The 21,281-nt window shown below is 71.3% G+C and carries 19 protein-coding genes; 9 read left to right on the top strand and 10 right to left on the bottom strand.

From position 1 onward, the window contains the following. Positions 1-25: 25 nt before the first annotated feature. On the bottom strand, positions 26-994 hold the full coding sequence (locus ACQF4J_RS39090; protein WP_427167866.1) for a cyclase family protein: 969 nt from the start codon (positions 992-994) through the stop codon (positions 26-28). 131 nt (positions 995-1,125) lie between these two features. Then, positions 1,126-1,554, bottom strand: coding sequence for a YjbQ family protein (locus ACQF4J_RS39085; RefSeq protein WP_351802591.1), 429 nt, complete (start codon positions 1,552-1,554; stop codon positions 1,126-1,128). A gap of 85 nt (positions 1,555-1,639) precedes the next feature. Here ACQF4J_RS39085 and ACQF4J_RS39080 point away from each other — a divergent pair, with 85 nt between their 5' ends. Next, positions 1,640-2,716 carry an NAD(P)-binding domain-containing protein gene (locus ACQF4J_RS39080; RefSeq protein WP_427167865.1) on the top strand — a complete coding sequence of 359 codons (1,077 nt, stop codon included), beginning with the start codon at positions 1,640-1,642 and terminating at the stop codon, positions 2,714-2,716. 13 nt (positions 2,717-2,729) lie between these two features. Here the strand turns inward: ACQF4J_RS39080 and mltG are convergent, their stop codons facing one another. Both mltG and ACQF4J_RS39070 read right to left on the bottom strand, forming a co-directional pair. Continuing rightward, on the bottom strand, positions 2,730-3,578 hold the full coding sequence (mltG, locus tag ACQF4J_RS39075; protein WP_427167864.1) for an endolytic transglycosylase MltG: 849 nt from the start codon (positions 3,576-3,578) through the stop codon (positions 2,730-2,732). A 43-nt stretch (positions 3,579-3,621) separates the two neighbouring features. Continuing rightward, positions 3,622-5,424 (bottom strand): ABC transporter ATP-binding protein, encoded by a 1,803-nt coding sequence (locus tag ACQF4J_RS39070; protein ID WP_351575559.1) that lies wholly within the window; start codon positions 5,422-5,424, stop codon positions 3,622-3,624. A 104-nt stretch (positions 5,425-5,528) separates the two neighbouring features. Between ACQF4J_RS39070 and ACQF4J_RS39065 the strand changes: the two genes are divergently transcribed. After that, on the top strand, positions 5,529-5,987 hold the full coding sequence (locus ACQF4J_RS39065) for a MarR family winged helix-turn-helix transcriptional regulator (RefSeq protein ID WP_351575556.1): 459 nt from the start codon (positions 5,529-5,531) through the stop codon (positions 5,985-5,987). A 161-nt stretch (positions 5,988-6,148) separates the two neighbouring features. Here ACQF4J_RS39065 and ACQF4J_RS39060 read toward each other — a convergent pair whose 3' ends face one another. The 3 genes from ACQF4J_RS39060 to ACQF4J_RS39050 form a co-directional block, all read right to left on the bottom strand. Continuing rightward, the gene (locus ACQF4J_RS39060) at positions 6,149-7,480 is read right to left on the bottom strand and encodes a cation:dicarboxylate symporter family transporter (RefSeq protein WP_427167862.1); all 1,332 of its coding nucleotides are present in this window, start codon (positions 7,478-7,480) and stop codon (positions 6,149-6,151) included. A gap of 177 nt (positions 7,481-7,657) precedes the next feature. Then, entirely contained in the window at positions 7,658-9,250 is a 1,593-nt protein-coding gene (locus tag ACQF4J_RS39055; RefSeq protein ID WP_427167861.1) for a peptide-N4-asparagine amidase, read from the bottom strand. A 57-nt stretch (positions 9,251-9,307) separates the two neighbouring features. Then, positions 9,308-10,045 carry a L,D-transpeptidase family protein gene (locus ACQF4J_RS39050; protein ID WP_427167860.1) on the bottom strand — a complete coding sequence of 246 codons (738 nt, stop codon included), beginning with the start codon at positions 10,043-10,045 and terminating at the stop codon, positions 9,308-9,310. Between the two features lie 132 nt (positions 10,046-10,177). Between ACQF4J_RS39050 and ACQF4J_RS39045 the strand changes: the two genes are divergently transcribed. From ACQF4J_RS39045 to ACQF4J_RS39030, 4 genes are all read left to right on the top strand, one after another. Next, entirely contained in the window at positions 10,178-11,974 is a 1,797-nt protein-coding gene (locus tag ACQF4J_RS39045) for an ABC transporter transmembrane domain-containing protein (RefSeq protein WP_427167859.1), read from the top strand. Continuing rightward, positions 11,971-13,752, top strand: a complete 1,782-nt coding sequence (locus ACQF4J_RS39040) for an ABC transporter ATP-binding protein (RefSeq protein ID WP_351575536.1) — start codon at positions 11,971-11,973, stop codon at positions 13,750-13,752. Before ACQF4J_RS39045 ends, ACQF4J_RS39040 begins: the two co-directional genes overlap by 4 nt. A gap of 312 nt (positions 13,753-14,064) precedes the next feature. Continuing rightward, positions 14,065-14,535, top strand: a complete 471-nt coding sequence (locus ACQF4J_RS39035) for a DUF5709 domain-containing protein (RefSeq protein WP_351575533.1) — start codon at positions 14,065-14,067, stop codon at positions 14,533-14,535. A 36-nt stretch (positions 14,536-14,571) separates the two neighbouring features. Next, positions 14,572-14,844: a type B 50S ribosomal protein L31 gene (locus tag ACQF4J_RS39030; RefSeq protein WP_351575530.1), complete on the top strand. Its 273-nt coding sequence runs from the start codon at positions 14,572-14,574 to the stop codon at positions 14,842-14,844. A gap of 53 nt (positions 14,845-14,897) precedes the next feature. On the opposite strand, the gene ACQF4J_RS39025 is transcribed toward ACQF4J_RS39030, so the two are convergent. Beyond that, positions 14,898-15,692: a metal-dependent hydrolase gene (locus ACQF4J_RS39025; RefSeq protein WP_351575527.1), complete on the bottom strand. Its 795-nt coding sequence runs from the start codon at positions 15,690-15,692 to the stop codon at positions 14,898-14,900. 145 nt (positions 15,693-15,837) lie between these two features. Between ACQF4J_RS39025 and ACQF4J_RS39020 the strand changes: the two genes are divergently transcribed. Together ACQF4J_RS39020 and ACQF4J_RS39015 are read left to right on the top strand one after the other, a co-directional pair. Then, positions 15,838-18,351, top strand: a complete 2,514-nt coding sequence (locus ACQF4J_RS39020; RefSeq protein ID WP_351575524.1) for a DEAD/DEAH box helicase — start codon at positions 15,838-15,840, stop codon at positions 18,349-18,351. A gap of 19 nt (positions 18,352-18,370) precedes the next feature. Next, the gene (locus ACQF4J_RS39015) at positions 18,371-19,237 is read left to right on the top strand and encodes an acyl-CoA thioesterase (RefSeq protein ID WP_351575521.1); all 867 of its coding nucleotides are present in this window, start codon (positions 18,371-18,373) and stop codon (positions 19,235-19,237) included. A 1-nt stretch (position 19,238) separates the two neighbouring features. On the opposite strand, the gene ACQF4J_RS39010 is transcribed toward ACQF4J_RS39015, so the two are convergent. Then, entirely contained in the window at positions 19,239-20,198 is a 960-nt protein-coding gene (locus ACQF4J_RS39010; protein ID WP_427167858.1) for a DUF6397 family protein, read from the bottom strand. Between the two features lie 125 nt (positions 20,199-20,323). After that, positions 20,324-20,737, bottom strand: coding sequence for a roadblock/LC7 domain-containing protein (locus tag ACQF4J_RS39005; protein WP_351802608.1), 414 nt, complete (start codon positions 20,735-20,737; stop codon positions 20,324-20,326). A gap of 94 nt (positions 20,738-20,831) precedes the next feature. Here ACQF4J_RS39005 and ACQF4J_RS39000 point away from each other — a divergent pair, with 94 nt between their 5' ends. Then, positions 20,832-21,260, top strand: coding sequence for a PPOX class F420-dependent oxidoreductase (locus ACQF4J_RS39000; protein ID WP_351575513.1), 429 nt, complete (start codon positions 20,832-20,834; stop codon positions 21,258-21,260). The last annotated feature ends 21 nt before the right edge of the window (positions 21,261-21,281 follow it).

Genomic DNA, 21,281 nt, shown 5'->3' with positions numbered 1-21,281 from the left:
ACACGGTGACCGGACCGGATCGGCGTCACAGGACCGCGACCGGGTTGACGGGCGAGCCCGTCCCGCCCGGAACGTTCAGCGGCGCCACGACGAGCATGAAGTCGTAGCGCCCCGCCGTCGCGGTCGCGGCCGACAGCGCTTCCAGGTCGAGGTTGTCCAGCAGTGGCACCCCCATCGCGGCCACAGCCAGGGCGTGGACCGGCGAGTGCACGCCGTCCACGGGTGAGGGCCGCACATCACTGTCGCCGTCTCCGCCGAGCAGCGCGATGCCACGCTCGGCCAGCAGCGGCAGGGCGTCCACATGAAAGCCCGCGCTGGCCGTGTCGGGGTCCCAGGCGCCGAGTTCCTCGCGGCGCCGGACGTGTCCGGAGCGCAGCAGCAGCGCGTCGCCATCGCCGATCGTCACGTCGAGCGCCTTCTCCGCAACGACGATGTCCCTCGCGTGCACCGCTTGCCCCGGCTCCAACCAGTGGATCCCGAGGACGGCGGGCAGGTCGAGGAGCACTCCCCTCGTGACGAGGGACCCGAGCGTCGACACCGCGCCGAAGCGGGCGCCTGCGGCATCGACGACCTCGTGTGCCGTGCGGCCGTCGTAGAGCTGCCCCCGATAGGCGATGTGGCACAGCGCGTCGAGATGGGTGATGCCCTTGCCGTGGTAGTCGGCGGCGATGAAGTCCTTGTGGGTGGAGGGTTCCGGCGCCTCCACGTCACCGAGGTCGGTCATGTGGTGCAGGGCAGGCCTGCGGTTGCCGGGGCCGGGCCGGGTGTTCCACGGCAGCGCCAGCGGGACGACCGTCCCGGTCCGCACGCGCGCTGCGGCCCGCCGCACATGGTCCGCGGTGACCCGGTTCCAGGCACCGCGGTCGGCCGGGGACCAGCGACCCCACGTGCGAACCGCCTCGAAGAGTGCGTCGAACTCCCGACGGGAGACGGCGGGCCCGTTGCCGACGCCGGTCGGCGCGCGATTCGCGGCATCGCCGGAACTCGGACTCATCTGTACTCACCGCTCCCAGGCTGGAACGGCTCCGACGGCAGGACGTCACCGGACGCGAGACGGATCGGGCCTACTTCGCACATTCACGGGTGCCCGCCACGCCGCAAGTCGCCCAGAGACCGAGGTTGCAGTCAGGAGCCCGCAAGAAACGAGAAACGCACCTTCCGCTCCGCATTATCCCTGTTCGTATCCACCAGGCACACCGACTGCCAGGTCCCCAGCTCCAGTCCGCCGTCGACCACGGGCAGCGTCGCGTGGGGCGGCACGAAGGCCGGCAGGACATGGTCGCGGCCGTGGCCGGGGCTGCCGTGGCGGTGCTGCCAGCGGTCGTCGGCCGGGAGGATGGTGTGCAGGGCGGCGAGCAGGTCGTCGTCGCTCCCGGCGCCGGTCTCGATGATGGCGATGCCGGCCGTCGCGTGGGGCACGAAGAGGTTCAGCAGGCCGTCGCGCCCGCGGGCCACCTCGCGCAGGAAGGCCTCGCAGTCTCGGGTCAGGTCGACCACCCTCTCCGCGGAGCCGGTGGTGATGTTCAGGACTCGGGTGGTGAAGGCATCTGACATGCCCCCATCCTGACCCATCCGCCGCCGCGCGCGCCCGAGGGCGATCAGGGGGAAGATCCTCGAGCCCTCCAGGGTTGGTAGAAAGGTGAACAACACGCGCGAGGTCGAGGTCGTCGTCACAGGTGCCGGTCAGGCCGGTCTGTCCAGCGCCTATCACCTGCGCCGCTCCGGTTTCGAACCGGAGCGGGACTTCGTCGTCCTCGACCACTCCCCCGGACCGGGTGGAGCCTGGCAGTTCCGCTGGCCGTCGCTGACGTACGGCAAGGTCCACGGGATGCACTCGCTGCCGGGCATGGAACTGGCGGACGCCGACCCCGCGCGCCCGTCCGCCGAAGTCATCACCGAGTACTTCGAGGCCTACGAGCGCCGCTTCGACCTGCGCGTGCACCGGCCCGTCGACGTGCGGGCCGTGCGCGAGGGCGAGGCCGGGCGGCTGCTCGTCGAGACCTCGGACGGCACCTGGTCCACCCGGGCGCTGATCAACGCCACCGGCACCTGGAACCGGCCGTTCTGGCCGCGCTATCCGGGCCAGGAGACGTTCCTGGGGCGGCAGTTGCACACCGCGCAGTACCCCGGGCCCGAGTGGTTCGCGGGCCGGCGGGTGATCGTGGTGGGCGGCGGGGCCTCGGGCACCCAGCATCTGCTGGAGATCGCCGGCCACGCGGCCGCAACCACCTGGGTCACCCGGCGTCCGCCCGTCTTCCGGGAGGGCCCCTTCACCGAGGAGGTGGGCCGCGCGGCCGTCGCTCTCGTGGAGGAGCGGGTGCGTCAGGGGCTGCCGCCCCGGAGCGTGGTCTCGGTGACCGGGCTGCCGCTCAACGACGCGATCCGGCAGGGCCTCGCGGACGGGGTCCTCGACCGCCGGCCCATGTTCGACCGGATCACGCCGGACGGCGTGACGTGGGCCGACGGACGGCACATCGAGGCGGACGTCATCCTGTGGGCCACCGGATTCCGGGCCGTCATCGACCACCTGGCGCCGCTGCGGCTGCGCGAGCCCGGCGGCGGAATCCGCGTCGACGGCACACGCGCGGTGGCGGACCCCCGCGTCCATCTCGTCGGCTACGGCCCGTCGGCCAGCACCATCGGCGCCAACCGCGCCGGCCGCGCGGCCGTACGGGACATCAGGCGGCTGCTGGCGAGCGAGCCGGTGGCCGCCTGACGTTCCACCGGATTCACCTGGCCGGGCTCGCGCTCTTCCGCTGGGCGTTGAACTCGGCCACATTGCGCTGGTGTTGGGCGAAGTCAGCGGTGAAGCGTGTGTCGCCGGGCTTGACCGTCACGAAGTACAGCCAGTCCCCCGGGGCCGGGTTGATCGCGGCGCGCATCGCGGCCTCGCCCGGGTTGTCGATGGGCGTGGGCGGCAGGCCCATGCGCTGGTAGGAGTTGTAGGGGCTGTCGATCCGGGTGTCGTTGGCGTTCGTCCTGAGCGTGGAGCGGTTCAGCGCGTAGTTGATGGTGGAGTCCATCTGCAGCGGCATCCCGCGCTCGAGCCGGTTGAAGATGACCCGCGCCACCTTGCCCATGTCCGCCTTGGAGGCGGCCTCGGCCTGCACGATGCTGGCGATGGTGACCGCCTGGTAGACGTTCATCGCGTTGCGCTGGGCGCCGGCCGCGACCGGGGCGCCGTTGAACCTCTTGTCGGCGGTGGCGACCATGGAGGACAGCAGGGCCTCGGGCGTCGCCTTCCTCCCGCCCGGCTGCAGCGGGTACGTCGCCGGGAAGAGGTAGCCCTCCGGGTTGCCCTCGGCGTCACTCGGGAGCTTCAGCTTCGCCTTGGCCAGGGAGTTCCTGGTGCTGCCCGGAGGCAGGGCGAGTGCCTTGTCCACGGCGTCGTAGACCTGCCCCGCACGCCAGCCCTCCGGGATCACCAAGGTCGTGGGCTTGGCGTCCTTCTCCCTCTCCACGCTCAGCAGCGGCACCGCCACGGCGGTGCCGGCCACGACGGCTCCGGTCGCGATGAGGGCGAGCCGGCCCCTGCGCGTCAGTCGAATCGTTCTCCGTGGCGGAGTGTTCAGGTACATGCGGGCACGTTAACCCGCATATCGTCACAATCCCGGCATATTTTCAGCTTGTCGGTTCCAGTTGGGCATCCCGGCGTACGAGCGCCGCGTACCGGCCGTCACGGTCGAGCAGTTGCTCGTGCGTGCCCCGCTCGGCCACCCGCCCGGAGTCGAGGACCACGATCTGGTCGGCGGCGCGGACGGTGGACAGGCGATGGGCGATGGTCAGCGTGGTGCGGTTGGCCGACAGGGCGTCGATCGCCTCCTGGACGGCCGCCTCGGTGCGCGTGTCGAGGGCGCTCGTCGCCTCGTCGAGGATGAGCACCGGCGGATCGCGCAGGATGGTGCGGGCGATGGCCAGGCGCTGTTTCTCGCCGCCGGAGAAGCGGTGGCCGCGCTCACCGACGACCGTGTCGTAGCCGTCGGGCAGGGCCGCGATGTGGTCGTGGATCTGGGCCGCCTTCGCCGCCGCGTGCAGTTCCTCGTCGGTGGCGTCGGGCTTGGCGAAGCGCAGGTTGTCCGCGACGGAGGCGTGGAAGAGGTACGTCTCCTGGGAGACGACGCCGACCGCGCGGGCGAGGGTGTCGAAGTCGAGGTCGCGCACGTCCACGCCGTCCAGGGTGACCCGGCCGCCGGTGACGTCGTACAGGCGGGGGACGAGATAGCCGAGCGTCGACTTCCCGGCGCCGGTCGGACCGACGACCGCGAGGCTGCTGCCGGCGGGGACGGAGATGTCGATGCCGTCGAGGATCGGGGCGCCCTGGTCGTCGTAGCGGAACTCGACGTCCTCGAAGCGGACCTCGCCCCTGATCCGGTCGAGGTGGACCGGCTCGTCCCGTTCGGTGATGTCGATGGGCAGGTCCAGGTACTCGAAGATGCGCTGGAAGAGCGCGAGCGAGCTCTGGATCTGCACGCCGGTCGACAGCAGGCTCACGGACGGCCGGAACAGGCCCTGCTGGAGCGAGACGAAGGCGACGATCGTGCCGATGGAGATGTCCGGGCCGCCCGCCTGGAGCGCGATGCCCGCGGTCCAGTAGATGACGGCCGGCATGGCGGCCATGACGATCGTGATGACGGCCATGCGCCAGCGCCCGGCCATGTTCGACCGCACTTCGAGGTCGACCAGGCCCTCGGACTCCTCGGCGAAGGACTGCGTCAGCGAGTCGGAGCGGCCCATGGTGCGGCCGAGCAGGATGCCGCTGACGGAGAGCGACTCGGTGACCGTCGCGGCCATCGCGGCCATCTGCTTCTGGCGCTGCGTGGTGATCTTCTTGCGTTCGTTGCCGACGCGGCGGCTGATCCAGACGAAGACCGGGAGCAGCAGCAGGGAGACGAGGGTCAGGCGCCAGTCGAGGGCGACCATCGCGACGATCGTGGCGACCACGCTGGTCACGTTGGAGACCAGGGAGGTGGCGGTCGACGTGACGGTCGCCTGCATGCCGCCGATGTCGTTGGCGATGCGCGACTGCACCTCGCCGGTGCGCGTGCGGGTGAAGAACGCCAGCGACATGCGCTGCAGGCGGCCGTAGACGGAGGTGCGCAGATCGTGCATGACGCGCTGGCCGACGGTCGTGGAGATCAGCGTCTGCAGCACGCCGAAGACGCTGGTCAGCACGGCGCTGACGATCATGCCGAGCGCGAGCAGACTGAGCAGGCCCGTGCGGCCCTGCGGGATGGCGACGTCGAGGGTCGCCTTCAGCAGGAAGGGCGTGGCCACGGAGACGAGGGACGCGGCGCCGACCAGGAGGCCGACGACCGCCAGGCGTCCCCGGTAGGGACGGAAGAGGTTCAGGATGCGCCGCACCTGCCGGGGTTGCTCCTTGGCGTCGGCCGGCGGTGTCCAGCGGGGTTCTCGATCGGGATGCATGGGCTCCTGCGTGAGGTGAGGGAACGGTGAGGATGAAGACTGGCGGAGCTTAGCTCATTGTTACCTATGTTCACAATGAACTGCCTCCTGATATTGTTCCCCTCATGACCACCCCCGATCCCGACGGCCTGCTCGCCGAGCAGCTGCTGCGCTTCACCCGCCGGGTCCACCGCATCCAGAAGCGGCACATCGAGCAGTGCGGCATGGGCGTCACCCCGGCCCAGTCCCGGCTGCTGCGCACCCTGGCGCACTACAGCGCACCACCGCGCATGGCCGATCTCGCCGAGCGCCTGGAGGTGGTCCCTCGGGCGGTGACGTCCCTGGTCGACGGCCTGGAGGCGAGCGGCAAGGTGCGCCGGGTGCCGGATCCGACGAACCGCCGGGTGATCCGGATCGAGCTCACGGACGACGGCCGCAAGGCGCTGCGCGAGCTGCGGGGCGCGCGGAGGTCGGCCGCGCAGGAGATCCTCGCGCCGCTGACGGAGGCGCAGCGCGAGGTGCTGGGCGGCTTGCTGGACACGCTGGTGGACGGGGCTCCGGAGGGGAGCCGGCACTGCGGATAGCCTCCGGCGGGTGCGGCACGTGGGCGGGCGCGGGTGCGCGGGGGCCGGTCGCGCAATTCCCGCCCCTGAGGTGGGACCACAGCACGTCCCTGGAGGGGCGCGGGGAATTGCGCGACCGGCCACCGACCACCCGCGCCCGCCGCGAAACAGGAACCCGTTGGCTACTGGGCGACAGCCACCGGCACCGCCTCCTCGTCGGCGACGACCTCGCCGTCCAGCACCTTCCTCGCCCGCTCCAGATCCAGCGCCCCCTCCCACCGCGCCACCGCGAACACCGCGACACAGTTGCCGAGCAGGTTCGTCACCACCCGCATCGAGTCCATGATCCGGTCCACGCCCAGCAGCAGCGCCACCGCGCCGGCCGGGATCGCGCCCAGCGAACTCGCCGTGGCGGACAGGGCGAGGAAGGCCGAACCGGGGATGCCCGCCATGCCCTTGCTGGTGAGCATCAGCACCACGACCACGGTGATCTGCTGGCCGGGGCTCAGTTCGACGCCGACGGCCTGAGCGATGAACAGGGTGCCGATGGAGAGGTAGAGCGAGGCGCCGTCGAGGTTGAAGGAGTAGCCGGTGGGAAGCACCAGGCCCACGGCATCGTCGCGGGCGCCGGCCCGCCGCAGCTTCTGCATCACGCGCGGCAGCACGGACTCGGTGGACGCGGTGCCGAGCGCCAGCAGCATCTCCTCGCGGATGTAGCGCAGGAACTTCCACAGGCTCAGCCCGGTGACCACGCGCAGGGCGACCGCGAGCAGGACGACGAACAGCGCGGCGGCGGCGTAGCAGAGAACGATCAGCTTGGCGTACGTCTCGATCACACCGAGCCCGTACTGGCCGATCAGAACGGCCATCGCGCCGAATACGGCGATCGGGGCGAGTCGCATGACGAAACCGACGACGGCGAAGACGACCTCCTGCGCCTGCTCGATCGCGGGCAGTACCTGCGGAACCCTGGTGTGGCCGAGGTGCAGCAGCGCGGCGCCGACCAGACAGGCCAGGACGAGGACCTGGAGCAGGGAGTTCTCGGCGAAGGCGCCGAGGAAACTGGTCGGGAGCGCGTTCAGGACGAACTCGGTCGTCGACGGCAGCGATCCGCCGCCGGTCTTCTCGTCGACCGCCTTGGCGCTGAGCGTGGACGGGTCGACGTGCATGCCCGAGCCGGGCTGGACGGCATTGGCGGCGAGGAGCCCGATGATCAGGGCGAGCGTGCTGGCGACCTCGAACCAGACGAGCGCCTTCAGCCCGATCCGGCCGAACGCCTTCAGGTCACCGGCCTTCGCGATGCCGACGACGACCACGCAGAACACCAGCGGCGTGATGATCGTCTTGATGAGCCGGGTGAAACCGTCGCCGAGCGGCTGCAGGTCCGCGGCGAAGCCGGGCCACAGCCGCCCGACGACGATTCCGAGTACGAGCGCGCAGAGGACCTGCGCGAACAACGAGGTACGCAGCGTGCGTGCGAGGCGTCGCGGGGTGGAGGGGACGGACGACGGCACGGGCACTCCTTGAGGGGGACGGCGGTACGCAGAAGTCCGGGAGGAGAGCGGTTACTTCTGCGATACGGAAAGCTGCTTCCGTGCCGATCACTCTGGAGGTGCCGTTGATCACGCAAGCGACCTGCGTGTTTCAGCCCCGTAAATCACACCGCATGTGGCGCACCGCACACACCCGACTCAGCAGTCGTTCCGGTCCTCCGTGAGCACCCCCTGGACGGCCGTGAGGGTGCGGTCGTAGCAGCCGCCGGAGCCGTGCAGCCGGTAGCGCTCGCTCGTCGTGCCGACCGCGTGGCGCTGGTCGCGCGGCACGTTCAGCGTCCAGGAGGCGTCACCGGAGACGGTGTCGTCGAGACGCGACCGGACGGTCCGCCGGCCGCCGGACGACCCGACGACCGCGGCCCGGTCGCCGAGGGTCAGCACGGTGCGCAGCCGGTCGTCCGCGCCGATCGTGATCGAGCCGTCCATGGTGTACGTCCGGTGCGTGGCCGTCGTGCGGGCCGGGCCGCGGCCGTCGACGGTGACCGACTCGTCGTCCGTCCACCTGGCGTCGAGGGCGTCCGTGTTCTCACCGTCGGTCCACACGTGCCTGGAGGTGTTCGCGAGCGAGCGGCTCACGGTGGTCGTCACCCGGCCGTGCGAGGTGTCCACGTAGCCGGCCACGGTCAGCCGGTGACCGGCGTCGGTGTCCACCCGCTCCGGCGAACCGGCCGTGTACGTGGAGGAGTTGGCGAGATCGCCGACCTCGTGCGCGGTGAGCTTGCCGGTCACGTGGGAGCTCTTCGCGTCCTGCCACACGAGCACGTCGACCGGCGCGCTCCAGCCGCTCTGCCCCTCGGGCACACCGACGACCGAGACGTCGAGGCGGTGCGGCCGGCCGTCGTTCAGCAGCCCGGCGAAGGGGGTCAGGTCGTACTCGATCGGCTTGACGTCGAAGGCGCGCGGCCCCGGAACGACGTACCAGAGGAAGGGATTCGACCAGCCGCCGGTCCACACGTGCGGGAACGGCGCGGCGATCCCGGCCAGTTGCCCGTCCACCTTGATCTGCACCTCACGGTAGGGCCCGCCGTCGGCCTGGCAGGAGTACGGCGCCTTGTCCGGCACCGCCAGATACCAGAACTCCTCGCAGCCGCCGCCCGATCCGGTGGCGTACACCTCGGCGACGATGCGCTCGCTGTTGCGCGGGGTGGTGAGGGCGTCGCCCTCCCCGAGGGTGAGGACGCGGTCGGGTGCGGCGGCCGGTTTCCCGGCGTAGAAGGTCAGCGTCACCTTGACGTCGATCACGCCCGTGTAGGTGTCGTCGACGACGTTCCCGATGAGCATCTCGACGTCCTGCGCGCGGCGGAAGGTGTCGCTGTAGCGCGTGACGTCCTTCTCGACGGACCACCCGATGCCGTCGGGCGAGGGCTCCGGCGTCGACGTGCGCAGGATCTCGACCCCGCCGACGTGCAGATAGCCGAGCCGGTCGTACTGCCGGCCCTTGACCTTGCCGTCCAGCCGCAGCACCACCTTGCTCCAGCGGTCGCCGCAGCCCTTCGGCGGGGCGTACGTGCCGCGGTACGGGGTGAAGTCCCGGAACTGCGCCTCGGCGAGGGTGACTTGGCAGGACTTGCCGGACGGCTTCTCGACCGGCGGCGCCGCGGTCACCGGGTCGTGCCAGTCGGTGCCGAACTCGGCGGGCACGTCGGCGGACTGCGCCGGGGCGGCCCCGAGGAGGGTGCTCGCCAGGAGGGTCGCTCCGGCAAGCATGGACATGACGATCCGTCTCTTCATGGCCGGTGTTCTACGGCGAGTCGGCACCGTGTGGCAATGAGGCCTCCGGCGCGGGGACTAGCGTTCCAGGTCGGCCCTGTCCCCCATCACCACCACCGGGTGCCGGTCCGGGTCCAGCGTGCGCAGCAGGTACTCCATCGCCGCCCTCGACAGGCTGACGCAGGCGGAGGTGCCGCTGCCGTGGTCCATGTGCAGCCAGATGCCGCCGCCCTTGGACTCGCCCTCGGGGCGGGCCGGGTCGTCGGGCGGGGTGCCCTTGACGCGGTTGTAGTCGATGGCGATGACGTAGTCGAAGTCGTGCCAGTGCGACTCGGCCCACCAGCGCGGGGCCGCGAAGGACGCGTCGCGCGTGTACGGCAGTCCGGCGCCGGGATCGGGCAGGACCCCACCCGCGTCGGTGAGGGTGAACACGCCGACGGGGCTGCGCCGGTCGCCCTCGTGGTGGTCGGCCGTCCAGCCCCTCTTGCCGTTGTGCGCCGGCCAACTGCGGGTCTCCTCCCATGCCGAGCCGCGTCTCGTGTACAGGACGGCCTTCGAGTCGGGCGAGTCCCTGCCCTCTCCGTAGACGGCGACGACCTGGCCGGTGTCGGTGGGGATGAGCTGCCCCAGCCGCTCGCCGACGCCCGGGATGCCGTGGTGCGCGGGGGTGTCGGCCGCCTTGCCCGCGGCACCTGTCCGTCCGGCTTGTCGTGGTGGGCCGCCGTGCCGGGCGTCGCCGCACGCCGCCAGTGCGGCGAGCAGTGTCCCCACGGCCGCCAACGCGATCGCCGCGCGCGGCGCACCGTTCATTCGCATCGCCCCATTTTGTACGGCGGCGGGGAAAACCGTTTGCCATTGACCACGCTGCGAGGCGAACCTGTCACGGTTTGCTGCCGCCGAACGCGGTTTCCACCCACCCTTGACACGAGCCACTGGGACGCAGTCGTCATGCAGATCCAAGACCTTCCGTATCCCGATCCGGGTGTGCCGGACGCCCGCTCGGGTCCCCGGTTCCTGTGGTGGCTGGGCCGCAACCAACTGGGCGGCCAGTTCAAGTCCCTGGCCTGGGGGCTGCTGCACTTCGTGGCCGTCTCCGCGCTGCCGTTCTGCGTGGGTCTCGCCGTCCAGGCCGTGGTCGACCGCTCCGGCCGCCGACTGGCACTGACCGGCGGTCTGCTGCTGCTCGTCGGCGTGTGCGTCGCGGTCGGCGACACCTTCCTGCACCGGGCAGCCGTCACCAACTGGATCACGGCCGCCGCCCGCGTCCAGCAGCTGCTCGCCCGCAAGGCCGCCGTGCTCGGCTCGGCCCTGACCCGGCGGGTGGCGGCCGGTGAGGTCGTGGCCGTGTCCACCGGCGATGTCGAGAAGATCGGCTGGTTCGTGGAGGCCGTCTCCCGGTTCACCGCGGCCGCCACCACCGTCGTGATCGTCTGCGTCGCCCTGCTGGTCTACCAGCCCGCCCTCGGCGCGGTGGTCGCCGTCGGACTGCCCCTGCTGGCGGTGGCGGTGCTGCCGCTGCTGCCCCGCGCCACCCGCCGGGCCGACGTCCAGCGCGAGAAGGCCGGACGGGCCACCGAACTCGCCTCGGACACCGTCGCCGGACTGCGCGTGCTGCGCGGCATCGGCGGCGAGGAACTCTTCCTCGACCGCTACCGCCGTGCCTCCCAGGAGGTCCGCCACGCCGCCGTGCGCAGCGCCCGCATGTGGTCCCTGATCTCCGCGATCCAGGTCCTGCTGCCGGGTCTGCTGCTGATCGCCGTGGTCTGGTACGGCGTCCATCTGGCCCGGCAGGGCCGCATCACCATCGGCGAACTGGTCACCGTCTACAGCTCGGTGATGGTCCTGACCTATCCGCTGCGCCACTTCGAGGAGATCGCGATGGCGTACTCCTTCTCGCGGCCCTCGGCCGAGCGGGCGGCACGCGTGCTGTCGCTGGAGCGGGCCACGGACACGGGCGGCGCGCGGCAGGGCGACGCACCGGCCGGCGATCTGTACGACCCCGCGACCGGTCTGCTGGCCCCGGCGGGCCGGCTCACCGCGGTGGTGTGCGGCGACCCGGACGCGGCGGGACTGCTCGCCGAACGGCTGGGCGGACACCCCGCCGAGCCGGGCACGTCGGTGCTGCTGGACGGGGTGCCCCTCGACGAACTGCCCCTGGACACCGCCCGCGCGGCCGTGCTGGTCCAGGACAAGGACCCGGTGCTGCTGTCCGGTTCGCTGCGCGAGCTGCTGGACGTGCCCGCCTCCGGTGCCGTCACCGCGCGGGACGCGCTGGCGGCCGCCCAGTGCGCGGACGTCCTGGAGGCCCTGGCGCAGGGGTCGTTGAACGCCGAGGACCCGATGGACGTCCGGATCACCGAACGCGGACGGTCCCTGTCCGGCGGGCAGCGCCAGCGGCTCGCCCTGGCCCGGTCGCTGGTCACCGACCCCGAGGTGCTGGTCCTGGACGAGCCGACCTCGGCCGTGGACTCGCACACCGAGGCGCGGATCGCCGAAGGACTGCGCGCTCTGCGACAGGGGCGCACGACGGTGGTCTTCACCTCCTCGCCGCTGCTGCTGGACCGCGCGGAGCGGGTCGTGCTCGTGCACGAGGGCGAGGTCGCGGCGATCGGCGTGCACCGCGAACTGGTGCACACCGAACCCCGGTACCGGGCGGTCGTGACCCGCGAGACCGACGAAGAGGCCGCCCTGAACGGCGCGCTCGAGAAACTGAACGCACTGGAAGAGATCGAGGAGACAGCATGATCGGCGTGGCGCCACCGGCCTACGATCCGGCGGCCCCGACCACGGCGAACACCCTGCCCGTCGGCGCCCCGGCGACCGTACGTGCCTACGTGGCCGAGCTGTTCCGCCGGCACCGCCGTGCCTTCCTGGTCCTGATCGCCGTCAACACGGTGTCCGTCCTGGCCTCGCTGGCGGGCCCGTGGCTGCTGGGCGACCTCGTCGAGCGGGTCTCGGACGGCGCCCGGGAACTCCATCTCCCCCTCACCGTCTCGCTGTTCGTGCTGGCGCTTGCCGTGCAGGCCGTCTTCGTGCGGCAGGTGCGGCTGCGCGGGGCGATGCTTGGTGAGCGGATGCTGGCCGACCTGCGCGAGGACTTCCTGGTGCGGTCCGTCGGGCTGCCGCCGGGTGTCCTGGAGCGGGCCGGCACGGGCGACCTGCTCTCCCGCATCACCACCGACATCGACCGGCTCGCCAACGCGATGCGCGAGGCCGTGCCGCAGCTGGCGATCGGCGTGGTGTGGGCGGTGCTGCTGCTCGGCGGCCTCGTCGTCACGGTGCCGCCGCTGGCGCCCGCCGTGCTGGTCGCCGTGCCGCTGCTGGTGATCGGCTGCCGCTGGTACTTCAAGCGGGCGCCCCGCGGCTACCGCTCCGAGGCCGCCGGGTACGCCGCGGTGGCCGCCGCTCTCGCCGAGACGGTCGACGCCGGCCGCACGGTCGAGGCCCATCGCCTGGGCGGCCGCCGGATCGAGCTGTCGGACCGCCGGGTGCGCGAGTGGACCGCGTGGGAGCGCTACACGCTGTGGCTGCGGTCGGTGCTCTTCCCGGTCATCAACTTCACGCATGTGACGGTCCTCGCGTCGGTCCTGATGATCGGCGGCTGGTTCGTCCTGCGGGGCTGGATCGGGGTGGGCCAGCTGACGACGGGCGCGCTGATCGCGCAGATGCTCGTCGACCCGGTGAACCTCATCCTGCGCTGGTACGACGAACTGCAGGTGGCCCAGGTGTCGCTGGCCCGCCTCGTCGGGGTCCGGGACATCGAACCGGACGCCGGGGAGGACGCGCTCTCCCCGGAGGGCCGTGACCTGCACGCCGACCGGGTGCACTTCGGCTACCGCGAGGGCGTGGACGTGTTGCGCCAGGTGTCCCTGGACGTCGCTCCCGGCACCCGGCTGGCCCTGGTCGGCCCCTCGGGCGCGGGCAAGTCCACCCTGGGCAGGCTGCTCGCCGGGATCTACGCCCCGCGGACCGGCGAGGTCGTCCTGGGCGGTGCGGAACTGTCCCGGATGCCCGCCGAACGCGTCCGCTCCCATGTGGCCCTCGTCAACCAGGAGCACCACGTCTTCGTGGGCTCCCTGCGCGACAACCTCCTGCTCGCCCGGACCGACGCCGACGACGCCGAGCTGTGGGCGGCACTGGGCGCGGTCGACGCGGACGGCTGGGCCACGGCGCTGGACGACGGTCTGGACACCGAGGTCGGCTCCGGCGGCCTGGCGCTCACCCCGGCCCAGGCCCAGCAGATCGCGCTGGCCCGTCTCGTGCTGGCGGACCCGCACACGCTGGTCCTGGACGAGGCGACCTCCCTGCTGGACCCGCGTGCGGCCCGGCATCTGGAGCGCTCCCTGGCCCGCGTCCTGGACGGGCGCACGGTGGTCGCCATCGCCCACCGTCTGCACACCGCGCACGACGCGGATGTGATCGCCGTGGTCGAGAACGGTCGCATCAGCGAGCTCGGCAGCCACGACGAGCTGGTGGCCGCCCAGGGCGCCTACGCGGCGCTGTGGCGGTCCTGGCACGGGTGAGGCCAGGGCGGGTGGCGGTGTGCCCCAGGGCCGAGGGACACGGGGCGCGGGGACGTGGGGCGCAGGGCCGAGGGCACGGGGCCGAGTGGCGCGGGAGGTGCCACGCGGGCCCGTCGCCCATGGTCCCCGGCCTCCTCGGGCCGTGCCGTTGCGCGGTGCCGATCGAGAGTGGAAGTCTGGATACCGGCACCGGCTCGGGGAGTGCCCCGAGGACCCTGCGGTCCGCACGGGCATGGCCTGTGCCCCGCGCACCGGCGGCCCGACGCCGGGCCTGACCGGAACGGGCCCGTCCCCAGCACCTGGAGGTACCCCGTGAACAGCGCCGAGGGATGGGGAGACGACGTCTACCAGCCCGACGGATCCGACCAGCGGGAGGACACCGGGCTGCTCGACTCCGAGGACACCCTGGAGTACGACGGTGTCGACGACCCCCTCGACCGCGGCTGGTCCCCTCCGGACCGGCCCTGGGCGGTGGAGCGCGCCGATGTGACGGCGGCGGAGCGGCACCACGGGGAGACGCTGGAAGAGCGTCTGGCCGAGGAGCTCCCGGACCTCGCCGCGCCCGACGGAGACGGCCTCGGCGACTGCGACGGCACCGACGGGGAGCTGCTGGACAACGAGGTCGGTGCCGTGCGCTCCGGCCGCCTCGTGGCCCCCGACGAAGGGGCGCACGAGGACGAGGAGAGCGCCCTGATCGCCACCGATGTGGGCATCGACGGCGCCGCGGCCTCCGCCGAGGAGGCGGCCATGCACATCGTCGACGAGGATTCCCTCTACGGCTGACCCGTCCGCCGCGCCCACTGCGCACGAGGAGCACGTATGCAGCAGGACAAGCACCCCGACTACCACTCGGTCGTCTTCCGGGACCGCGCCGCGGGCTACGCCTTCCTGACCCGGTCCACCGCCACCAGCGACCAGACCATCGACTGGGACGACGGCGAGACCTACCCGGTGGTGGACGTCGAGATCTCCTCGGAGAGCCACCCCTTCTACACCGGCAAGGCACGGACCGTGGACTCGGAGGGCCGCATCGCCCAGTTCGAGCGGCGCTACGGCGGCGGGTCGGGCCAAGGCCAGGGTGGCGACGGCTGAGCCCTGCGGCCGTGCCCGCCCCGGCGGCCCCTTCCGCAGCGGGGCCGGCTGCCTCAGATGAAGTTCAGTGCCGCCGCGCAGCCCACCCCGCCCAGCAGCATGAACACCGGCATCAGCACCTTCAGCTCGACCCAGCTGCCCGCCCGGAACCGCATCACCTTCGGCGGGCCGATCGGGTACCAGCGCTTGCGGCCGACCGGGATCGGCCACAGGATCGGGCAGCCGGAGACAGTCAGCGCGTCCCCGATGTCGTGCACCAGCGCGCCCAGCACGATCGGCAGCCCCAGCCACAGGTACGCCTGGCCCGGCTCGGTGAACAGCCAGTGGGAGCCGTTGCCCGGCTTGTCCAGGACCCCGGCGAGGATCCAGGCGCTGGTCGCGGCAAGCAGCCAGACCAGCACGTCGCTGCTGGAGCCGCGCGCCGCCCGCCACAGCAGCCCCTCGATGGCCAGCACCATGTGGACGAAGAGGATGGCCAGCACCGCCCAGCGGCCACCGGTGATGGCCGCTGCCGACGAACCCGCACCGATCAGCACCGCCCACAGCCAGGTGTGGGTGAGCGTGCGGTGGCCGCCGGACCGGCGCGGGTCGCCCTGCTTCTTTGTCGACTTGTAGACCGCGTAGGACAGCTTGTCGACGATCTCGCACAGCCAGCGGGACAGGGGCCCGAAGGAGCGGGAGATGGTGGCCGCCTTGTGGTCCAGGTCCGGCGCGAGAGCCGCTCCGGCGCAGATCAGGGCACCGACGAGGAGGACCGGCCAGGGCATCGAGTGCCCGGTCGCGGCGGCCGCCGCACCGACGCCGAGCCAGGCCGCGGCCCCCGACAGTGAGTGTGCTGGTCCCATCATGGCCGTTGCCCGCCCCATTCCTCGTGTGCCGCTGTCCAGTTGACCGGGTGCGCTGACGCTCCGTCGGCGTCACAGCGTACTGCTCGTGATCTTCGTACCTGCAGCCGATTCCCCCATGAAGGAGGACGCCAGGCAAGATGGGTGCGTGACACTCATCGATCAGCTGCCGCCGACCGCCGACCCCGACGCTCTCTACGAAGCCTTCGAGTCGTGGACCCAGGAGCGCGGCCTGACGCTCTACCCCCACCAGGAGGAGGCGCTGATCGAGGTGGTCTCCGGCGCGAACGTGATCGTGTCGACGCCCACCGGCTCCGGCAAGAGCATGATCGCGGCGGGCGCCCACTTCGCGGCCCTGGCCCGCGACGAGGTCACCTTCTACACGGCGCCGATCAAGGCGCTGGTCTCGGAGAAGTTCTTCGAGCTGTGCAAACTCTTCGGCACCGAGAACGTCGGCATGCTGACCGGCGACGCCTCCGTCAACGCCGACGCGCCGGTGATCTGCTGCACCGCGGAGGTGCTGGCGTCGATCGCGCTGCGCGACGGCAAGGACGCCGACGTCGGCCAGGTCGTCATGGACGAGTTCCACTTCTACGCCGAGGGCGACCGCGGCTGGGCCTGGCAGATCCCGATCCTGGAGCTGCCGCAGGCGCAGTTCATCCTGATGTCGGCGACGCTGGGCGACGTCTCCTTCTTCGAGCAGGACCTCACGCGCCGCACCGGCCGCCCCACCTCGGTGGTCCGCTCGGCGACCCGCCCGGTTCCCCTCTCCTACGAGTACCGGCTCACGCCGCTCACCGAGACCCTCACCGACCTGTTGCAGACCAGGCAGGCGCCGGTCTACATCGTGCACTTCACCCAGGCGCAGGCGGTGGAGCGGGCGCAGGCGCTGATGAGCATCAACATGTGCTCGAAGGAGGAGAAGGAGCAGATCGCCGAACTGATCGGCAACTTCCGCTTCACCACCAAGTTCGGCCGCAACCTCTCCCGCTACGTCCGGCACGGAATCGGCGTCCACCACGCCGGCATGCTGCCCAAGTACCGGCGTCTGGTGGAGAAGCTCGCCCAGGCCGGTCTGCTGAAGGTCATCTGCGGCACGGACACGCTGGGCGTCGGCGTCAACGTCCCCATCCGCACGGTGCTGTTCACGGCGCTGACCAAGTACGACGGCAACCGCGTGCGCACCCTGCGCGCCCGGGAGTTCCACCAGATCGCCGGCCGGGCCGGGCGGGCGGGCTTCGACACGGCGGGCTTCGTCGTCGCGCAGGGGCCCGAGCACGTCATCGAGAACGAGAAGGCCCTCGCGAAGGCCGGCGACGACCCCAAGAAGCGGCGGAAGGTCGTCCGCAAGAAGGCGCCGGAGGGCTTCGTCGGATGGACGGAGAACACCTTCGAGAAGCTCATCGGCTCCGAGCCTGAGCCGCTGACCTCGCGTTTCCGGGTGACGCACACCATGCTGCTGTCGGTCATCGCCCGCCCGGGCAACGCCTTCGACGCCATGCGGCACCTGTTGGAGGACAACCACGAGCCGCGCAAGCAGCAGCTGCGGCACATCCGGCGGGCGATCGCCATCTACCGCTCGCTGCTGGACGGCGGCATCGTCGAGAAGCTCGAGAAGCCGGACCCCACCGGGCGTATCGTCCGCCTCACCGTCGACCTGCAGCAGGACTTCGCGCTCAACCAGCCGCTGTCCACCTTCGCGCTCGCCGCGTTCGAGCTCCTCGACCCGGACTCCCCGTCCTACGCCCTGGACATGGTGTCGGTCGTCGAGTCGACGCTCGACGACCCCCGGCAGATCCTCGTCGCCCAGCTGAACAAGGCCAAGGGCGAGGCCGTGGCGGCGATGAAGGCGGACGGCGTCGAGTACGAGGAGCGCATGGAGCGCCTCCAGGACATCTCCTACCCCAAGCCGCTGGAGGAGCTGCTCTTCCACGCCTACAACACGTACCGCAAGAGCCATCCCTGGGTGGGCGACCACCCGCTGTCGCCGAAGTCCGTCATCCGCGACATGTACGAACGGGCCATGTCCTTCACGGAGCTGGTGTCCTTCTACGAGCTGGCCCGCACCGAGGGCATCGTGCTGCGCTACCTGGCCAGCGCCTACAAGACCCTCGACCACAACATCCCGGACGACCTGAAGTCCGAGGACCTGCAGGACCTGATCGAGTGGCTCGGCGAGATGGTCCGCCAGGTCGACTCCAGCCTGCTGGACGAGTGGGAGCAGCTGGCGAACCCGGAGGAGATGACCGCCGAGGAGGCCCAGGAGAAGGCCGACGAGGTCAAGCCGGTGACCGCCAACGCACGCGCCTTCCGAGTCCTGGTCCGCAACGCCCTCTTCCGCCGTGTCGAGCTCGCCGCACTCGACCACGTCGAGGAACTGGGCGAGATGGACGCCGAGTACGGCTGGGACGCCGAGGCGTGGGGCGAGGCGATGGACAAGTACTGGGACGAGTACGACGACCTCGGTACCGGTCCGGACGCCCGCGGCCCCAAGCTGCTGGTGATCGAGGAGGCGCCCAAGGAGGGCGTCTGGCGCGTCCGGCAGATCTTCGACGACCCGAACGACGACCACGACTGGGGCATCAGCGCGGAGATCGACCTCGCGGCCTCCGACGCGGAGGGCCGTGCGGTCGTCCGCGTCACCGACGTCGGTCAGCTGTGAGCCAAGGAGCGAGCCACGCATGACGAACCCGGCCGAGAGACTCGTCGACCTGCTCGACCTGGAACAGATCGAGGTCAACATCTTCCGTGGCCTGAGCCCGAACGAGTCGCTGCAGCGGGTCTTCGGCGGCCAGGTGGCGGGCCAGGCGCTGGTCGCCGCCGCCCGCACCACCGACGGCGAGCGCCCCGTGCACTCGCTGCACGCGTACTTCCTGCGTCCGGGCCGGCCGGGTGTGCCGATCGTGTACCAGGTCGAACGGGTGCGGGACGGCAGGTCGTTCACCACACGCCGGGTCACCGCCGTGCAGCAGGGCCGCACGATCTTCAATCTCACCGCCTCCTTTCACAAACCTGAGGAAGGGCCCTTCGAGCACCAGCTGCCGCCGGCCCGCAAGGTCCCGGACCCGGAGTCCCTGCCGACGGTCACGCAGGAGATCCGCGAGCATCACGGCGCGCTCCCCGAGCAGTTGGAGCGGATGGCCCGCCGTCAGCCCTTCGACATCCGCTATGTGGACCGGTTGCGCTGGACGCCCGAGGAGGTCGAGGACGCCGAGCCGCGCAGCGCCGTGTGGATGCGCGCGGTCGGGCCGCTCGGCGACGACCCCGTCGTGCACACCTGCGCACTGACCTACGCCAGCGACATGACCCTCCTGGACGCCGTCCGCATCCCGGTCCAGCCCCTGTGGGGGCCGCGCAGCTTCGACATCGCGTCGCTGGACCACGCCATGTGGTTCCACCGGCCGTTCCGCGCGGACGAGTGGTTCCTGTACGACCAGGAGTCGCCGGTCGCGGTCGGCGGCAGGGGCCTGGCCCGTGGACGGATCTACGACGTGGAGGGTCGGCTGCTGGTGTCCGTGGTCCAGGAGGGTCTGTTCCGCCGGCTGTAGCTCACGCGTTCCTGCGGCACAACCGGCCGAGCAGGCCGCGGGGCCGTCGCCTCTCCACAAACGGCGGGTGCTGATGCGGCGCGCCGGGCGCCGCGGGCGGCCGCTGTGGTCGGGTCGTTCCGAGGGCCGGAGCGGAGGCCGGAGCGGGGCGGGGTGCGGGCTGGGCGGCGCGGGCGGCGCTCACCGCCTGTTCGAGGTCGGCGCGGTACCAGGCGATCTCGTCGGGGTCGGCGGCCCGCAGGATTCGCTCGGCCACCTGTGCGGTCGGCGAATCGGGGGCGCCGTACGCCATGGGCTTGGGCAGGAACCGGCTCAGGTGAGTGCGCTCGTAGGGGTCCTGCACGATCTCCGCGAGTCGGGCCGGGTCGAGCAGTGAGGCGACGGCCGCCGCCTGCGCCCATGGGTGGCCGGCGCTCTGCCGCCGCAGGAAGCCAAGGTGCCGTACCCGCCAGTTGCGCGCCCGGACGTCCAGGCCCTCCTTCAGCTGTTCCCGCAGTCCCGGTGGTGTGCGCCCGCTCAGCAGGGACGCGTTGTTCTCGTCCGCCGCGAACTGCTGCAGTTCCTCGGCGAGATAGAGCCAGACGACTGCCCGGTAGCGGTTGAGATAGAACTTCACCGGCACGACGACGCCGAGGCGCGCCAGTCGCGTGAACCGGCCCACGGACACGTCGAGCAGGCCGGCTCCTTCCCTGGTGCCCACGGTCTCGACGCGTTTGCGCAGGGTCTCGGGAAAGCCCTCCCCGGCACACAGCCGGTCGACCTCCGCCCGTGGGACGCGCCGTCCACCACCGCCTTCGTCGGGGACGGTCCGGATGTGTCCGAGATGAACGGCGAGGTCGAACTCGCCCCGTTTGAGGCCCAGTCCCCGAGCCGCCCGGCTGGGCGTGCAGGTCGTGCAGGTCGTGCGGGTCGTGCGGGTCGTGCGGGTGCGGGACGATGGCGTGACGATGTTGCCTGACATGGCTGGTCTCCCCCGTGGAGTCGGTGGTCCGCGCCGTCCGCGCGGCCTCGGAAAAAACCGTAGCCGTTTCGGCGGATCTTGTGGCGGCCTGTGGATAACTCCACGGGAGAGGGAGAACTTGCAGGTCAGAAGTCTTTCGCCGAGGCCGGATCGGGTTGGCGGGCCTCGATGTCGAGGTGCTCGCCGACCCGGTTGACGAGCAGGGTCATCTCGTAGGCGATCTGGCCGATGTCGGCCTCCGCCGCGCTGAGCACGCACAGACAGCTGCCCGCGCCGGCCGCGGTGACGAACAGCACGGCGTCGTCGAACTCCACCATCGTCTGACGCACTCCGCCCGCGCCGAAGTGGCGTCCCGAGCCCTTGGCCAGGCTGTGCAGTCCGGACGAGACGGCGGCGAGATGCTCGGCGTCCTCACGCCTGAGGCCCGTGCTCGCGCCGGTGACCAGTCCGTCGTTGGACAGGACCAGGGCGTGCCGCACCTGTTCCACCCGCTCGGTCAGATCGTCCAGCAGCCAGCCAAGTGTCTGGTTCTGCACCATGGTCGAAAACTCCCCGTGTGACGACTCCCCCTGGCCGGAGGATCTGCCCGTCAGCCTTCCCCACACCAGGCCCACGAGCAAGGAGGATGGGGGCATGGCACAGAAGATGACCGATGAGGAATGGCGGGCATTCGTCTCGTACGGCACCCGCACCGCGAAACTCTCGACCGTCCGGGCCGATGGGAGCCCGCATGTGACGCCGATCTGGTTCGTGCTGGACGGGGACGACGTCGTGTTCAACACCGCGAAGTCCAGTGTGAAGGGGCGGAATCTGGCCCGCGACGGGCGTGCCGCGCTGTGCGTGGACGACGACCGGCCGCCCTACGACTACGTCGTGCTGCAGGGCCGGGCCCGGATCTCGGAGGACCCGGAGGAACTGCGGTACTGGGCCACCCGCATCGGGGCCCGGTACATGGGCGAGGAGCGGGCGGAGGAGTTCGGGGCCCGCAACGGCGTACCCGGCGAACTCCTCGTGCGGATGGCGATCGACAAGGTTCTGGCGGAGAAGGCCGTCTCCGGCTGACCGTCCACCGGGCGGCGTGGG

Origin of the sequence: Streptomyces sp. C1-1, assembly GCF_050214755.1 — a bacterium.
Taxonomy (GTDB): domain Bacteria; phylum Actinomycetota; class Actinomycetes; order Streptomycetales; family Streptomycetaceae; genus Streptomyces.
The sequence above is the reverse complement of the archived record's forward strand: the minus strand, read 5'-3'. Positions and strand labels throughout refer to the sequence as shown.

Excerpts from the sequence above, each read along its gene's own strand:
- mltG (WP_427167864.1), bottom strand. The coding sequence starts at position 3,578 with ATGTACCTGAACACTCCGCCACGGAGAACGATTCGACTGACGCGCAGG.
- ACQF4J_RS39030 (WP_351575530.1), top strand. The coding sequence starts at position 14,572 with ATGCAGCAGGACAAGCACCCCGACTACCACTCGGTCGTCTTCCGGGAC.
- ACQF4J_RS39070 (WP_351575559.1), bottom strand. The coding sequence starts at position 5,424 with ATGCATCCCGATCGAGAACCCCGCTGGACACCGCCGGCCGACGCCAAG.
- ACQF4J_RS39050 (WP_427167860.1), bottom strand. The coding sequence starts at position 10,045 with ATGCGAATGAACGGTGCGCCGCGCGCGGCGATCGCGTTGGCGGCCGTG.
- ACQF4J_RS39015 (WP_351575521.1), top strand. The coding sequence starts at position 18,371 with ATGACGAACCCGGCCGAGAGACTCGTCGACCTGCTCGACCTGGAACAG.
- ACQF4J_RS39010 (WP_427167858.1), bottom strand. The coding sequence starts at position 20,198 with ATGTCAGGCAACATCGTCACGCCATCGTCCCGCACCCGCACGACCCGC.
- ACQF4J_RS39085 (WP_351802591.1), bottom strand. The coding sequence starts at position 1,554 with ATGTCAGATGCCTTCACCACCCGAGTCCTGAACATCACCACCGGCTCC.
- ACQF4J_RS39045 (WP_427167859.1), top strand. The coding sequence starts at position 10,178 with ATGCAGATCCAAGACCTTCCGTATCCCGATCCGGGTGTGCCGGACGCC.
- ACQF4J_RS39090 (WP_427167866.1), bottom strand. The coding sequence starts at position 994 with ATGAGTCCGAGTTCCGGCGATGCCGCGAATCGCGCGCCGACCGGCGTC.
- ACQF4J_RS39005 (WP_351802608.1), bottom strand. The coding sequence starts at position 20,737 with ATGGTGCAGAACCAGACACTTGGCTGGCTGCTGGACGATCTGACCGAG.
- ACQF4J_RS39025 (WP_351575527.1), bottom strand. The coding sequence starts at position 15,692 with ATGATGGGACCAGCACACTCACTGTCGGGGGCCGCGGCCTGGCTCGGC.
- ACQF4J_RS39040 (WP_351575536.1), top strand. The coding sequence starts at position 11,971 with ATGATCGGCGTGGCGCCACCGGCCTACGATCCGGCGGCCCCGACCACG.
- ACQF4J_RS39000 (WP_351575513.1), top strand. The coding sequence starts at position 20,832 with ATGGCACAGAAGATGACCGATGAGGAATGGCGGGCATTCGTCTCGTAC.
- ACQF4J_RS39055 (WP_427167861.1), bottom strand. The coding sequence starts at position 9,250 with ATGAAGAGACGGATCGTCATGTCCATGCTTGCCGGAGCGACCCTCCTG.
- ACQF4J_RS39065 (WP_351575556.1), top strand. The coding sequence starts at position 5,529 with ATGACCACCCCCGATCCCGACGGCCTGCTCGCCGAGCAGCTGCTGCGC.